Origin of the sequence: Polynucleobacter sp. AM-7D1 (assembly GCF_018688455.1) — a bacterium.
GTDB lineage: Bacteria > Pseudomonadota > Gammaproteobacteria > Burkholderiales > Burkholderiaceae > Polynucleobacter.
Window position 1 is genome coordinate 585,912 of sequence record NZ_CP061319.1, and the last position, 14,136, is coordinate 600,047.

Genomic DNA, 14,136 nt, shown 5'->3' on the forward strand with positions numbered 1-14,136 from the left:
CGTGCTCGATTCACTTTTATTCAGTCGCATTCAGTTTGGCGCTAATATTTCTTTTCACATTCTATTCCCGACGATATCGATTGCCTTGGGTTGGTTTTTATTGTTTTTCAAGATTCAATTTAACCGCACGGGCTTGGAATACTGGCAAGAGGCTTATCAGTTCTGGGTCAAGATTTTTGCTTTGACATTTGCCTTGGGTGTAGTGAGTGGCATCACCATGAGCTTTCAGTTTGGGACTAATTGGCCCGGCTATATGGAAACGGTTGGCAATATTGCTGGCCCATTATTGGCTTATGAAGTCTTGACTGCCTTTTTTCTAGAAGCCACTTTTTTAGGAGTCATGCTTTTTGGTGCAAAGCGCGTCTCTGCCAGAATGCACACCATTGCCACTTTCTTGGTTGCTTTTGGAACAAGCCTTTCAGCATTTTGGATTATTGCCTTGAATTCTTGGATGCAAACTCCGCAAGGTTTCACCATGATTGATGGCAAAGCCCATGCAGTAGATTGGATAGCCATCATTTTTAATCCATCTATGCCTTATCGATTAGGGCATATGATGCTCGCATCATTCTTAACAGTCTCATTCTTTATAGCTGGTATCTCTGCCTATCGTTATTTACGCAATAGCCGATCAATAGCTAATGCCATGGTGATGAAACTCGCGCTTACAGTGGCGATGGTTTTAATCCCAGTTCAAATTATGTTGGGCGATATGCATGGCATCAATACTCTAGAGCATCAGCCAGCTAAGCTTGCGGCGATGGAGGGAATCTGGGAAAGTGGTTCAGGAGTTCCTGCAGTCATCTTCGCCGTTCCTAACCAGGAAACCCGCTCTAATGATTATGAAGTGAGCATCCCCAAATTGGCTTCGCTGTATTTAACGCACAGTTGGAATGGCGAAGTAAAAGGCTTGGATGCTTTTGGAGACAAGATTCCACCAGTGGCCCCAGTATTTTTTGCGTTTCGAATCATGGTAGGTGTCGGAGTGCTCATGCTCATAGTTTCTTGGTTTGCGCGTTGGCAACTGCGGGGCACTCGCGCTTTGCCGCAGTGGACCGCTAGAGCCCTAGTTCTGATGACCTTCTCTGGATGGCTAGCTGTTTTGTCAGGTTGGTATGTGACAGAAATCGGTCGTCAACCTTATTTGGTGACTGGGGTGTTGACTACGGCCCAGGCGGTAACCACATTGCCATCGAATATGGTCCTATCGACCTTACTGATGTATATCACCGTCTATATTGGATTGCTTGTCGCTTATATATGGGCAGTGTTTTATTTGGCGCGTCAAGCGGATGAGAAGGGTGCTATTGAAGTCCACCCTGTTAATGCAGCTCCCGTTAAATCTCCACTGGGCGCTTAAAGATGAACTCCATGGATCTCACCCAAGCATCGATATGGTTGCCACTGTTTTTCTTTGTGGCTATGGGTATTGCGATGTTGTCGTATGTTGTGCTCGATGGCTATGACTTAGGTATTGGGATGTTATTGAATCGCGCATCTGATCAAGACAAAGACATGATGATTGCATCGATTGGCCCCTTTTGGGACGCCAATGAGACTTGGATTGTGTTGGGGGTGGGCTTGCTCTTAGTAGCGTTTCCATTGGCGCACGGCTTGATCTTGACCGAGCTCTATTTACCAGTCGCTGTAATGTTGCTAGGCCTCATTTTGAGGGGTGTTTCTTTTGACTTCAGGGTCAAAGTCAATATTGAACAAAAACCTTTGTGGAACTTTTTGTTTTATGTGGGCAGTCTGTTAGCGGCGATCTCCCAAGGCATCATGATTGGACGTCTGATTGTAGGTTTTGAATCAGGCCTCTTAGGCTGGCTATTTTCTATCTTGGTCGCCATTTGTTTGCCAGCAGGATATATCTTGCTCGGATCAACCTGGCTTATTTTAAAAACAGAAGGCAATCTGCAAAAGCGAGCTTTTATATGGGCTAAAACCAGTCTGTGGTTAACGGCATTTGGGGTTGCGCTGGTTTCTCTGGCAACACCTTACTTTAGTCCTGAGATCATGCATAAATGGTTTGCTTGGCCGCAGATTCTTTGGCTATCTCCAGTGCCTATTGCAACCGTAATTCTGTTTTTATTAACCCATCGTTTTATTGATGCTGTTGAAAAGAAAACCAGCACCCGTGAATGGTTGCCATTTGCCAGTGTGGTCGCTATCTTCTGGCTATCATTCTTTGGGATTGCCTATAGCATTTTCCCCTATGTCATTATTGGCGAGATGACTCTATGGCAGGCCGCTGCTGCTACCGAATCTTTGTGGGTAATTTTTTGGGGTGCAATAGTCGTGTTGCCCACTATCTTGGGCTACACCCTGTTTTCTTATCGTATCTTTAAGGGTAAGGCTAGTGCGCTGACCTACTACTAGGAATACTCAGCGCTTATTGAGTTCTTTTAGAAGTGTTCTTTGCACTACAAATGCGAGTGGCAGGGCAAGCCAGCTGAGCCACAAATAAGGAGAATCTACTGGCAGTGATTTTCTGACAAGATATTCAAAAATGAAGGCAGCAGCGATAGCAATCGTGCTGGAGGTAATGACGTTTTTATCTATTTTCTTACGCATAACATGTCTAATCAGTAAAAGGGTTTAGTCGTTAAAAGTCACAACGTGATCAGCCACTAAATGGATGCCAATTTTTTCTCCAATGGCATGATCATGGTGACTGGGAACAAAAGCAAAAATCTCTACTCCAGAGGCGAGTTTGAGGGTATATAAAAAATCAGCGCCACGGAAAATCTTGCGTACTACTTCTGCTTGCATGGGGCTGTGATCATCGTGGGAGATATCATCCGCACGCAAGAGCACATCAATCTCATCTCCCACTTTTCCAGTGTGCCCAGGTTCTAAATCTAATTCACCTAACTCGATTCTGACTTTATTGTTGGGTTGAACAAGTCCTTTTACAAAGACGCCGCGACCAATAAAGTCTGCCACATATCGGTTGACTGGTTTGTGATAGAGCTCATATGGAATATCCCACTGAATGACTTTGCCCTCAGCCATAACACCTGTTTTATCCGCAATTGCAAATGCCTCAAATTGATCATGAGTCACTAGCAAGGCAGTAATGTTGTTTGCTTTCAGAATTTCTCGGGTCTCACCTGCAAGACGCTCTCTCAGTTCAATATCGAGACTAGAGAAGGGTTCATCAAGCAAAATTAAGTCAGGCTCTGGGGCCATCGCTCTTGCCAGTGCCACTCGTTGTTGTTGTCCGCCGCTCAGTTCATGAGGGTAGGCATCAGCCTTGTCTGAGAGTGAGACTCTTCCAAGCCATTCCTTGGCAACGCTCGATCTTTGCTGGCTGGGGAGGTGCTGAAGGCCAAAGGCAATATTTTCTAAAACATTCAGATGAGGGAAGAGGGCAAAGTCTTGAAAGACCATCCCTACTTTTCTTTGGTTCGGCGGAGTATGGGTAGAGGCAGAGCTCACAAGCTGATCCCGTAAGAGAATCTCACCGGCTTTTACTGGCTCAAATCCACAGATAGCTCGAAGCACAGTAGACTTCCCGCAGCCTGAGGAGCCCAATAGGCATCCAATTTCACCCTGGGCGAGATCTAGATTGAGGCCTTTGACAGCTGTTACGCGTCCCTGACCATCCAGGCTGGGATAGTCAATTTCCAGCTGTTTGATAGAAAGCAGTGTGTGAGTCGAGTTCATCCCTATAATTTTCTCATTAATGCTAGTGGTTTAATACATAGCTAGAGTCTAAACGGATTGTGGATTGAATGAATCGTATTGTGGTGCTGCTTGCCCTGTTGTTATTTTTGCCCCTATTTGGCTTGGCAGCGCCATTCCTATTTCCCGGAAGTGAGTTATTAGCCAGCGGCACCCTGAGTCATTTATGGAACTTTGTGTTGGGCGGATATATTGCTTCCACCTTGGTGCTCATACTTGGTGTTGGTATCGGAGTATTTATCCTGGGTGTGGGTAATGCCTGGATCATTGCTAGCTATGAATTCCCTGGTAAAAAAATATTTGAGTGGGCATTAATTCTTCCCTTGGCTGTCCCTACTTACGTCATGGCTTATTTATTTGTTGATCTGCTGCAGTTTTCTGGGCCGATACAAAGTGGCCTTCGTAGCATGCTCGGAATGGAGTCCTTATGGTTCTTTCCAGATCCGCGCTCATTGAGTGGGGCTATTTGGTCTTTTTCATTCTGTCTCTTTCCCTATGTCTACCTCATTACTCGCACTGCATTTCTAGAGCGTAGCGGTCGATTGATTGAGGTTTCGGAAACCCTTGGCTACAGTCCTCTGCAAGGGTTTATGAAGTTAGTGTTGCCTATGGCAAGACCAGCTATCTTCGCCGGCATGGCCTTGGCACTCATGGAGGTACTAGCTGATTTTGGTGCGGTTTCTTACTTTGGTGTGCAAACCTTTGCAACTGGTATTTTTAAGGCTTGGCTTTCTTTTGGTGACCGTGTGGCTGCGGTGCAGCTTGCCTTGGGCCTATTGAGTTTTGTCTTACTCATCTTCTTTATTGAGCAAAGCAGCCGTTCTAAATTGCGTTATGCCTCTTCATCAAGAGGTAAGACGTTAGCTAAGCTTCTGCGCGGTAAGAAAGCCTTTTTTGCATTTGGATTTTGTGGTGCGACGCTTTTGTGCGGATTCTTGTTACCAGCATTTGCACTCGTGCAATTACTCTTTAAACAAGGTCTGACAATTGATATTCGATATCTAGATTGGTTGAGCAATTCTTTATCTGTTTCCGTTTTGACTGCAGTGATTTCAGTTGTACTCGCAGTATTTTTTGCTTACTCGGTGAGGATGAATGCTCGCTTAAGCTGGGTCAATCGATTGCTAGGCTTTGGTTATGCACTTCCTGGAGCGGTTCTTGCGATCGGCATTCTTTCTTTTCTAGAGATTTTTCAGCTTGCTTGGTGGATGTCTGCGAGCATGCTGGTTCTGGTCTACGCTTATTTGGTGCGCTTTCTATCCTCCAGTTTACAAAGCGTCGAGGCAGGGCTTGCCCGCATTACTCCATCTATGGATGCTTCGGCAGCCTTGTTAGGTTTATCTAAAGGACAGATTTTGAGGAGGGTACATGTACCCCTGCTAAAACGAAGTCTCATTACAGCGGGCCTCTTTGTCTTCGTGGATGTGATGAAAGAGTTACCGGCAACTCTACTATTGCGCCCCTTTAACTTTGATACTTTAGCTGTGGCAACCTATCAATTGGCGGCAGACGAGCGCCTTGCTGAGCTCGCATTACCCTCCTTAACAATTGTTTTAGTGGGGCTTTTCCCTGTTTTACTGCTTTCCAGGGTGATTTCTAAATCTTAATTGATAATCATTCGTATTTGTGATACATTAGATTCACTCTAATTCTGATCGTAAATACAGCAATGGCAAGTCAATTAATATCCAAATTCCTACTCAGAACTACATTTCTTCTGAGCTTTTGTATGGCCTTGCCACTACACGCCCAGGATGCTAAAGAATTAAATCTCTATTCAGCTCGTCACTACCAAACTGATGAAGCGCTTTACAGTGACTTCACGAAAAAGACGGGTATCAAGATTAATCGCATTGAGGCTGATGACAATGCTTTAGCTGAGAGACTCAAAAGCGAAGGAGCTAATAGTCCGGCAGATGTTATTTTGATGGTAGACGCAGCCCGACTCTGGCGCGCACAAATTGATGGCTTCTTTAAGCCAATTCATTCAAAGTATTTAGAGAGTCGTATCCCAGCGAATTTGCGATCTAAGCCTGATGCAGAGGGCTCAACCTGGTTTGGTTTTTCAACTAGAGCTCGTCTCGTGGTCTACAACAAAGCCAAAGTAAACCCGCAAGATGTTGACACTTATGAGAAATTGGCTGAGCCGATGAATAAAGGTAAGGTTTGCACGCGTTCAGGGGCTCATCCTTACATGCTGTCATTGATCGGCGCCATGATTGAGCGTCGTGGTGAGGCTGCTACAGAAGAGTGGGCTAAAGGTATGGTGGCTAATATGGCGCGTCCTCCAAGAGGTGGTGACACCGATCAAATCAAGGCAGTTGCATCCGGCGAGTGTGGTGTAGCTTTAACAAATTCCTATTACTTAGTGAGGCTCCTGCGTTCAACTAAGCAAGAAGATCAAGCTATTGTTGCTAAGATTGGCTTCGTTTGGCCAAATCAGAAAACTACCGGTACGCATATCAACATTGCGGGTGGTGGCGTAGCCAAGAATGCGCCACATTCACAAGCTGCTATTCAGTTCCTAGAATATCTAGCGAGCGATTCAGCACAAGAATATTTTGCCAATGGCAATAACGAGTGGCCTGTGGTGAAGTCAGTCAAGATTGAAAATGAAGGGCTAAAAATGTTAGGACCCTTTAAGGCTGAAAATATTTCTGTTGCGGCTATTGGTAAAAACCAAATTGCCGCCCAAAGATTGCTCGATAGAGTGGGTTACAAATAAGTTACCCGCTTTAGCAATTCTTCTGTATTGATGATGGCAGACTGAAAGGTCTTGCCATCTAGACTATTAACGATCACGCCAATTCCCGCTACCGGTGCAAGGCTGTCTACTTTAAAACGGCCCACATTGCCCTGTTGCCTGATGAAGCATTCTTCATCAAAGAAGAGTCGATCGCCATTATCGTCAATTTCATCTGAATCAATAGTGCTAAAGCCAATCAGCTCTTGAAGCGCTTCTTTTGTATCGGCGATTTCCACGGTATGGATTTCTTTTGTGAGGGGATTGATGGCAAGAACTTGCATAGAGGGCTTTCGGTAGATTGAAATTTGAATAAGTTCAATCCTAATTGATATTCTCTTAGCTTGCTTTAGATGTTCATTTATGAAAGCTCGTTAGAATGAGTCAATATTTCATTTGATATTGGATTCCAGCTCATGAAACTTCTTCCGAAGATTTTATTATCTAGCCTTGGGCTATCTCTTTTGGCTTGCTCAACACCACCAAGCGAGTTTGGGGTCTATCGACAGTCCGATGGAACGGTTGGGGTGCATGCTCCAAAAACCGCTAAAGATACTGAGGCTCAGGCAGCTGCAGCAGAAGAGTGTAAAAAACTAGGAAAGCGAGGCGCCACTATTGTCGAATCTCGTAAAACAGTGAACGACCGCTTTCCTATGACTTACATTTTTAGGTGTACTAGCTATTAAGTTACAGCAGCTTAGCTAAGCAACCATTTCTTAATTGATTTATTGACACACATTGCATCTAAGGCAAGTCCAAAAAACTCTGAACCATTCGTTACCATGCTTTCAATAGCCTCAACTTTGCCAGATTTCACGCCACGCAGATAAGTTGCAGCACGATAGCGGAGGAAGTGCTCATTCTCACCTTCTTCGTTATCAGTGGAGCAGATTTCGAGACTGCCGTAACGGGTTTCTGGATTGATGTTCAGAATAGAAAGGCCTAATGCACCAATCAACTTCTCTGGTACCGGAATGGGCACATATGAGTAGAGCGAAACTAACTGCTCTTGTTCGTCAACTTCAATAATGTGGTCCACATCAAAGACATCTTTTTCTGTCAATTCAGTTTCACCAGAATCGCCGCCACCAAAGGTAGACTCAAATTGCAACATTGCTGTATTGCTATCTTTGGAGATATCGATCATGTCAGGGTAGCCAAGTAGGCCTTTCCACCAGTACATGAGTGAGAAGGTGCAGGGCTTTACTTCAACCAAACCCTTGCTGGTTGATTTGGCAAAGTACAAGCCAAAGAACTCATCATCTTCCTCAAGTCCATACTGATCCACCTTGAGCTTTTTTGGCGCAGTTGCCTTAGGTGATTTCTTGGCAGCTTTCTTTGGGGCAGGTTTTTTAACTGCCGGCTTCTTTGCTGCTACTTTTTTAACCACTTTCTTAGCCGCTGGCTTTTTAGCAGTTGTCTTTTTACCAACAGGCTTTTTAGTTACTGGTTTTTTCACTACCTTTTTTACGGCCTTTTTAGCTACCACTTTCTTAGCGGTAACTTTTTTAACGGCTTTCTTTGCAGGGGCTTTTTTTACCACCTTAGTAGCTACTTTCTTTTTTGCTGGAGACTTCTTTGTAGCCATGGTCTATTACCCTTCCTATTGGTAGTTAATGTGCTGAGCGCACAAGTGGATATTACTTTAGTTCTATCTACTTTTGCTGATACCTATATGGGGATTTACCTTGCATTATCAAGGGTCAACATCCAATTGTTTTTTAGTCATATTGAAGAGGGGTGGGGAGCTTGAATTTGAGCGTTAACTTGCTACACTGGAGTGGCAGTTATGAATAACCCCAACCTAAAGAGAATCTATGTTCCCTGAATATCGCGAGTTAATTACTAAGCTGAAAACATCAGATCGTCACTTTTCACATTTATTTGATAAGCACAACCATTTGGATCAAAAGATTCAGAGAATGGAGGCTCATACCGAACCTAGCACCCCTGAAGAAATTGAGATCCTGAAAAAGGAAAAGCTTTTACTTAAGGATCAGCTGTATACCGTCTTGAAAAAGGCTAGCGCCGCTTCTTAGTAGCTTTCGACCATCGGATCCCATATTGGGTCTGATGGTCTTTTGGTATGTATTACACCTTCTTTAAGAAGCAGGCTTTGAGCAACATATTGCCGGCCTCTGTCTTGCAGTCGACCTCGTGATCACCAGAGACTAAGCGAATACCCTTAATCTTCGTTCCAACTTTAAGGGTAGTGGACGATCCCTTTACCTTGAGATCTTTAATCAAGGTCACAGTGTCGCCATCAGCCAGTAAGTTGCCATTAGCATCTTTTACGATTAGGGCGCCTTCATCCTCTTCGACGGCAGCTGTCATAGGCCACTCATGACCACATTGAGCACAAACAAAATTCTCACCGTCAGGGTAGGTCATATCCTCCTGGCAGGCTGGACATTTTGGAAGATTGGTAGTGGTATTCATGTTGATCTTAGTGAAAAATATATATATTCATTTTAGTCCACAGCGAGCGAGCTAATTTAGAATCAACTGACAATGAGTAAATCAATCAAGATCATCATCAGTGCTTTGGCCGGGATCATCCTCCTATTGATATTGGGCGCTTGGTACGCAGCCTCTACAGTGGATCCAGTCCAACTAACGAAGTTGCTCTCAAGTTCAGTTAAGACTGCTACAGGGCGAGATTTAAAAATAAACGGTCCCGTGAGATTGAGTTTTTTTCCAGGAATTTCTGTCTCTGCAGAACGCTTAAGTTTGAGTAATGCCTCTTGGGCATCAAATCCTGAAATGCTCACTCTCCAGCATATTGAGTTGGATGTTAAAGCTCTACCGCTACTCAGTAAGCGAATTGAGATTGGTAGCGTGAAACTTGCTGGTTTAGAGCTGATGCTCCAAAGAAATTCATCTGGTAAAGCAAATTGGGATATGAGTGCAGACATATCTACTGCTGCTCCTACTTCTGCTTCCACTTCCACTTCTAGTAATGGCAATACAGATGCTTCAATGGTTGGTAGCAATTTGATCTACATGGATAGTATTTCTATTGTGAATGCTCAAATTCAGTATCAAGATGCCGCTAATCCAATCTCCACTTATCAAATTAAACGCCTGTCATTGGCGGAGGGTGGCGATAAAACAGTCATCTCTCTCGGCATGCAGGCTCAAGGGCAGGCTATTGAGCTGAGTGGAAAAACAGGTCCTCTTTCTGGGTTATTTAAGCAATGGGATGTTGCATTAACAAAGTTCCCGCTGGACCTGGCTCTCAATATGAATGGCAAACCTTTATTGATTAAAGGCGAGATCATCAAACCTCCGAAAGCCATGCCCTCGATCAATTTGGCCGTAAGCTCAAAGTCATTTGACTGGCCCACGCTGGATGTAGCGACTAATCCGGCTCCTCAAACTGTGGGTGGCACTCAGCCAGCCCCAGCGGCGCGCCAAGCCCAAAAGCCACAGTCCAGATACGTATTTAGTGATGAAGCCATTCCTTTTGACTCAATACCTCAGGCCAAAGGGAAAATTGTCCTGGACATTGCGGAGTTGGGTTTACCAAAGCGTAAGCCCATCGAGAATCTCCAGGCCACTTTACATTTAGATGGCAGTGCAATTGACATCCCAAATCTAAGCTTTCAGATGGGTAAGGGTGCTGCCAATTTGCAGATAAATCTCTCAAAGACCAACACTGTAAATCCCATGCTGGCGGCAAAAGGTGTGACAAAAGATTTCACACTAGAGAATTTATTAGCCAGACTTGATCCGAGCTCCAAGGTCAGCGGTGGTGATATGAAGTTAGCATTTGATATAACAGCATCAGGAAACAGTCTTCATCAGCTGGCTGCTAATTCAAGTGGCAAGATTCAGTTGAGCATTAATCAAGCTCGTATGGGAACAAACTTTTTAAATGATGCTGGTGATTTCGTAGCCACACTGTTAGATTCTATGAATCCAATCCGTAAAAAAACAAGTGATACGGTGTTGGAGTGTGCGATTGCCTACCTACCAATTAATAATGGTCAGATCAATATAGCCAATACGGTTGGACTTGAAACGGACAGGCTAGATGCCGTGTTGGCTGGCTCTATCAATCTGAAAACTGAAGTAGTGAATCTCATGATTGATCCACGAGAAAAATCAGGGCTCACTTCCGGCCTCGATTTAGCGGGACTCGTCAAGATGGGCGGCACACTGGCAAATCCTAAGGCGGGCATTAACCAGGCTGGAGTAGTCAATAGCGCCGTCTCAATTGGTCTTGGATTTTTGACGGGCGGGGTCAGTATTTTGGCAGAGAACGCTAGGTCCATGACCTCAAAAAGTCACCCCTGCCGTGATGCGCTCCACCCTTGGGCTGATATATACCCGGGGGCGAAGTAATGCTTAAAACAGTAAGCCGCTGATAAACAGGCCGAATAAAGAAATAAAGATGCTGGCAAAGAATGCGGTCCAGAAGCTAGAGATCGTAAAGCCACTCACAACTGCAGAGACCAGCATCAGTACCAAGGCATTCACCACCAATAAAAAGAGTCCCATAGTGAGAACGGTGAGCGGTAGCGTGAAGAGAATCAATAAAGGCTTCACTACTGCATTGGCAAAGCCAAGTAGCAGGGCAGCGATTAGTAGTGAACCGCCATCGGCAAAGCGTAGGCCACTAAAAAGGTAGCTGGCGACCCAGAGGGACAGAGAGGTTAAGCCCCACTGAACTAAAAACGGTAACAAGTTACCCATGATGAGCATCCTTTTTGATCATTTCTAAATTAGCTTTAATCGTAACTGATTTTTGTGGTGAGTTAAGCCGCAAGTTTTTGCTTTGAATTTTTAATTGGCTTAAAGTGAATTTCAATTTGCGTATTAGTGGCTGCCGCAAGTTTTGTAAGAGTTCTCAAGGAGGGGAGTCCGGAGCCACTTTCAAGTCTTGCAATTGCAGATTGAGAGGTGCTCATGAGTGCTGCCAACTCTTCTTGCGAAAGTCCACTTTTCATGCGGGCCTCAATGATCTCTTGGGCAATCTCAAACTCTACACGAGATTCCTCATACGCTTTTTTGTACTCAGGATTTTTAATCCATTTCTTATGTAAGTTTGAGATCTTAGTCATATCAAAACGGTTGAGTTTAGGGTGTGTAGAGTCCATATGGTCACCCATTAATTATATCAATAATGGTATATGTTAAAAGTGATATAACTTAACTAGCAATAAAACAAGGACTTTAATAGTGAGGGGGAATTTCATCTTTAGGGCTACTGATGCCTGCACCATCTCCGCTGCTAGATTGCTCCTTAATGGATTTAAGTTCGCGATATAGAAATTCAATTTGTTGCTGTTGCTTGTAAATAGTTTGATTCAATTGATCAATCAAATCCTCGGTAAAGCTGAGTTTGATTTCAAGGTTATTGATGCGATCTTCAGTCATTTAATTTTCCTGTCTTTAGCTTAAGCATCGATTAATTCAAATCGACCGTCTTCCATTTCCGCTTTTGGTCTAATCCAAAAGTCATGTGACTGGAGGGATTCATAGACGTAGGCTGGTTCTAAATTGGCTTCAACATTAGCAAGCAGTACTACTTTATAAAATCCGCCTGTCTTGATGTGCCTAAGCTTGCTGCCCGGCTTAAAGAGGCCGTCATCAGCATCTGCCATTTTAGGTTTACTCATGTCAAAAAACCGCTTTCTCAGTATGATCTATGAATGACAAATTCTGTCCCGTACTCCATTCTAGATATATCTCCAATTCCTCAGGGATTTACCGCTGCGGATGCCTTGCGTAACTCCTTGGATGTTGCCCAGCATGCAGAGGCTTTGGGATATACCCGCTATTGGGTGGCGGAGCACCACAATATGACTGGCAATGCTAGCTCTGCCACCGCAGTCTTGGTTGGCTATATTGCTGGCGGCACCAAAACTATTCGGGTCGGCTCTGGTGGCGTGATGTTGCCAAACCATGCCCCATTAGTTATTGCGGAGCAATTTGGCACCTTAGCGTCGATCTACCCTGGAAGAATCGAATTGGGCTTAGGGCGTGCACCTGGAACTGATCAAATGACAGCCAGAGCTTTGCGTCGAGATTTACTAGGAAGTGATGATCGCTTCCCACAGGATGTTCGAGAGTTACAACATTACTTCGGTCCTATTCAAGAGGGGCAATCAGTAAAGGCTATTCCGGGGGCAGGCACCGAAGTACCAATTTGGATATTGGGCTCCAGTTTGTATGGCGCTCAACTAGCTGCTCATTTTGGCTTGCCATATGCCTTTGCGTCTCATTTTGCACCGGAGCAATTGCTAGATGCAATGACTACCTATCGAGAGTTATTTAAGTCATCCGATAAGCTGGCTAAGCCGTACAGTGCATTTGTGATGAATGTAGTCGCAGCGGATACTGATGAAGAGGCTGCATACCTCTTTACCACCTTGCAACAAAACGTAATTCGCATGCGTCGTAATACGCGCGGACAATTGCCGCCACCGATTGATGATTTATATGATTTCTGCGAGCCTCATGAAAAAACTACTGCCGATCATGCCTTGCGTTGCTCTGCTGTTGGATCCTTGGAAACAGTAAGAAAGGAGATGCAGTATTGGCTTGACCAAACTGGTGCAAATGAAATTATCATCACAGGTCAAATCTATGATCATCAAGCCCGCTTGAGATCATTTGAGATTGCTGCTGAAGCGGCTAAGGGGTTGCGCTTTAGCTCTCGGGCTTAAAGGCGTTGTAGTCAGCGGTAATCAGAATATTTTCTTGAGCAGCTCGACTCGCGATCTTCAGAACTGCATTGTCTTTGCTAATAAGTATCGCTGGCCTCAATTGATAGGATAGATCTAAGAAGATCTGATCGTCGGGATCTTGGCATTTCCAAGGAGCAGGGGCTAGACTTGCATCATCATGCTGCTTTGCAAGAGATTGCCATTGGGCCAATACGTCCGCTTGGGTGAATTCATCAAGCTTAAAAAGAGGTCGGGAAATGACATCCGCAAACTCCAGTAAAGTTTTTTGACTCGCAATTGCAGAAATGCTCCCATTCAGAATCGCTTGCTTGAGATTGGCGGCCCTTGCGTCATTAAAGACAAAAATATCTAACAAGATATTGGTGTCTAAAACTACCGGCTTCATTGCTCTTGATTGCGCCAGATTTCTGGGGTGATAGTTACTTGGCCCATATCTGAAGAAACGTAAGCCTCGCCATCTTGAATATTGACATGCAGAACCATACTGCGCTCGACTAGCTTGTTAAGTTCATTGGCCTGCTCCGCAGGAATAGAGATCACCTGAAGGTTACGGGCACGAGTTAATTTATTCGCAATCCCATCCCACCAGATTTTGCTGGTATGTCCACCATAGCAATAGACGATGACTTGATCTGATCGACCGCAAGCTTTGAGGATGCGACGTTCATCGGGTTGACCCACTTCAATCCATAGCTTAATAGCATCCGTGAGATCCTTAACCCAGAGGTCGGGTTCATCGGTATCGCTTAAGCCTTTAGTGAAAGCCAGATCTTCCTGAGCTTGCAGGGCAAAAGCAATGATGCGTACCATCATCCGCTCCTCGGTTTCGGAGGGATGCTTTGCGATGGTGAGGGAGTGACTGCCGTAATAGTGGCGGTCAGAGTCTGCGACGTGGAGGTCGGCTTTGTGGATAGTTGCGCGTAGAGCCATGGCGCATTATCGCCTTTTAAGGGGGATGAGCCAGATCTCCCAGTATTATTTAGAAAATTACCCTGATTTACTGTGTATCGT

At 44.7% G+C, this 14,136-nt stretch carries 19 protein-coding genes; 8 read left to right on the forward strand and 11 right to left on the reverse strand.

The features are described 5' to 3' along the window. Position 1 precedes the first annotated feature (1 nt). Both GQ359_RS03065 and GQ359_RS03070 read left to right on the forward strand, forming a co-directional pair. Positions 2–1,360, forward strand: a complete 1,359-nt coding sequence (locus tag GQ359_RS03065) for a cytochrome ubiquinol oxidase subunit I (RefSeq protein ID WP_251367913.1) — start codon at positions 2–4, stop codon at positions 1,358–1,360. A 2-nt stretch (positions 1,361–1,362) separates the two neighbouring features. Then, positions 1,363–2,379, forward strand: coding sequence for a cytochrome d ubiquinol oxidase subunit II (locus tag GQ359_RS03070; protein ID WP_215387478.1), 1,017 nt, complete (start codon positions 1,363–1,365; stop codon positions 2,377–2,379). Between the two features lie 6 nt (positions 2,380–2,385). On the opposite strand, the gene GQ359_RS03075 is transcribed toward GQ359_RS03070, so the two are convergent. Together GQ359_RS03075 and GQ359_RS03080 are read right to left on the reverse strand one after the other, a co-directional pair. After that, positions 2,386–2,574: a hypothetical protein gene (locus GQ359_RS03075; RefSeq protein ID WP_215303052.1), complete on the reverse strand. Its 189-nt coding sequence runs from the start codon at positions 2,572–2,574 to the stop codon at positions 2,386–2,388. A gap of 24 nt (positions 2,575–2,598) precedes the next feature. After that, positions 2,599–3,669 (reverse strand): ABC transporter ATP-binding protein, encoded by a 1,071-nt coding sequence (locus GQ359_RS03080; RefSeq protein ID WP_215387480.1) that lies wholly within the window; start codon positions 3,667–3,669, stop codon positions 2,599–2,601. Positions 3,670–3,737: 68 nt separating this feature from the next. Here GQ359_RS03080 and GQ359_RS03085 point away from each other — a divergent pair, with 68 nt between their 5' ends. Further along, positions 3,738–5,294, forward strand: a complete 1,557-nt coding sequence (locus tag GQ359_RS03085; RefSeq protein ID WP_215387482.1) for an iron ABC transporter permease — start codon at positions 3,738–3,740, stop codon at positions 5,292–5,294. Between the two features lie 122 nt (positions 5,295–5,416). Then, complete coding sequence (locus GQ359_RS03090; RefSeq protein WP_251367914.1) at positions 5,417–6,412, forward strand: extracellular solute-binding protein; 996 nt, start codon at positions 5,417–5,419, stop codon at positions 6,410–6,412. Here the strand turns inward: GQ359_RS03090 and GQ359_RS03095 are convergent. Beyond that, positions 6,403–6,714 carry a hypothetical protein gene (locus GQ359_RS03095; protein ID WP_215387485.1) on the reverse strand — a complete coding sequence of 104 codons (312 nt, stop codon included), beginning with the start codon at positions 6,712–6,714 and terminating at the stop codon, positions 6,403–6,405. The genes GQ359_RS03090 and GQ359_RS03095 overlap by 10 nt on opposite strands. A 132-nt stretch (positions 6,715–6,846) precedes the next feature. Between GQ359_RS03095 and GQ359_RS03100 the strand changes: the two genes are divergently transcribed. Further along, positions 6,847–7,116: a hypothetical protein gene (locus tag GQ359_RS03100; RefSeq protein ID WP_215387487.1), complete on the forward strand. Its 270-nt coding sequence runs from the start codon at positions 6,847–6,849 to the stop codon at positions 7,114–7,116. Between the two features lie 11 nt (positions 7,117–7,127). Here GQ359_RS03100 and GQ359_RS03105 read toward each other — a convergent pair whose 3' ends face one another. Further along, a complete protein-coding gene (locus tag GQ359_RS03105; RefSeq protein ID WP_215387489.1) occupies positions 7,128–8,018 on the reverse strand; it encodes a hypothetical protein in 891 nt (296 codons plus the stop codon). 229 nt (positions 8,019–8,247) lie between these two features. Between GQ359_RS03105 and GQ359_RS03110 the strand changes: the two genes are divergently transcribed. Next, on the forward strand, positions 8,248–8,469 hold the full coding sequence (locus GQ359_RS03110; RefSeq protein ID WP_215303064.1) for a YdcH family protein: 222 nt from the start codon (positions 8,248–8,250) through the stop codon (positions 8,467–8,469). 52 nt (positions 8,470–8,521) lie between these two features. Here the strand turns inward: GQ359_RS03110 and GQ359_RS03115 are convergent, their stop codons facing one another. Continuing rightward, positions 8,522–8,869 (reverse strand): zinc ribbon domain-containing protein YjdM, encoded by a 348-nt coding sequence (locus GQ359_RS03115; RefSeq protein ID WP_215303066.1) that lies wholly within the window; start codon positions 8,867–8,869, stop codon positions 8,522–8,524. A 72-nt stretch (positions 8,870–8,941) separates the two neighbouring features. Here GQ359_RS03115 and GQ359_RS03120 point away from each other — a divergent pair, with 72 nt between their 5' ends. Then, positions 8,942–10,777: an AsmA family protein gene (locus tag GQ359_RS03120; protein ID WP_215387490.1), complete on the forward strand. Its 1,836-nt coding sequence runs from the start codon at positions 8,942–8,944 to the stop codon at positions 10,775–10,777. 3 nt (positions 10,778–10,780) lie between these two features. Here the strand turns inward: GQ359_RS03120 and GQ359_RS03125 are convergent, their stop codons facing one another. The 4 genes from GQ359_RS03125 to GQ359_RS03140 form a co-directional block, all read right to left on the reverse strand. Beyond that, positions 10,781–11,131, reverse strand: a complete 351-nt coding sequence (locus tag GQ359_RS03125) for a phage holin family protein (RefSeq protein WP_215387874.1) — start codon at positions 11,129–11,131, stop codon at positions 10,781–10,783. 59 nt (positions 11,132–11,190) lie between these two features. Continuing rightward, positions 11,191–11,532 (reverse strand): helix-turn-helix transcriptional regulator, encoded by a 342-nt coding sequence (locus GQ359_RS03130; protein ID WP_251367915.1) that lies wholly within the window; start codon positions 11,530–11,532, stop codon positions 11,191–11,193. 76 nt (positions 11,533–11,608) lie between these two features. After that, complete coding sequence (locus GQ359_RS03135) at positions 11,609–11,812, reverse strand: SlyX family protein (RefSeq protein ID WP_215303074.1); 204 nt, start codon at positions 11,810–11,812, stop codon at positions 11,609–11,611. 20 nt (positions 11,813–11,832) lie between these two features. Continuing rightward, positions 11,833–12,054, reverse strand: coding sequence for a hypothetical protein (locus tag GQ359_RS03140; protein WP_215387492.1), 222 nt, complete (start codon positions 12,052–12,054; stop codon positions 11,833–11,835). Between the two features lie 33 nt (positions 12,055–12,087). Between GQ359_RS03140 and GQ359_RS03145 the strand changes: the two genes are divergently transcribed. Next, entirely contained in the window at positions 12,088–13,104 is a 1,017-nt protein-coding gene (locus GQ359_RS03145; protein WP_215387494.1) for an LLM class flavin-dependent oxidoreductase, read from the forward strand. On the opposite strand, the gene GQ359_RS03150 is transcribed toward GQ359_RS03145, so the two are convergent. Next, on the reverse strand, positions 13,088–13,510 hold the full coding sequence (locus tag GQ359_RS03150; RefSeq protein ID WP_215387495.1) for a putative toxin-antitoxin system toxin component, PIN family: 423 nt from the start codon (positions 13,508–13,510) through the stop codon (positions 13,088–13,090). The genes GQ359_RS03145 and GQ359_RS03150 overlap by 17 nt on opposite strands. Beyond that, positions 13,507–14,055, reverse strand: a complete 549-nt coding sequence (locus GQ359_RS03155) for a YaeQ family protein (RefSeq protein WP_215303081.1) — start codon at positions 14,053–14,055, stop codon at positions 13,507–13,509. The genes GQ359_RS03150 and GQ359_RS03155 overlap by 4 nt, the downstream gene beginning before the upstream one ends. Positions 14,056–14,136: the final 81 nt, after the last annotated feature.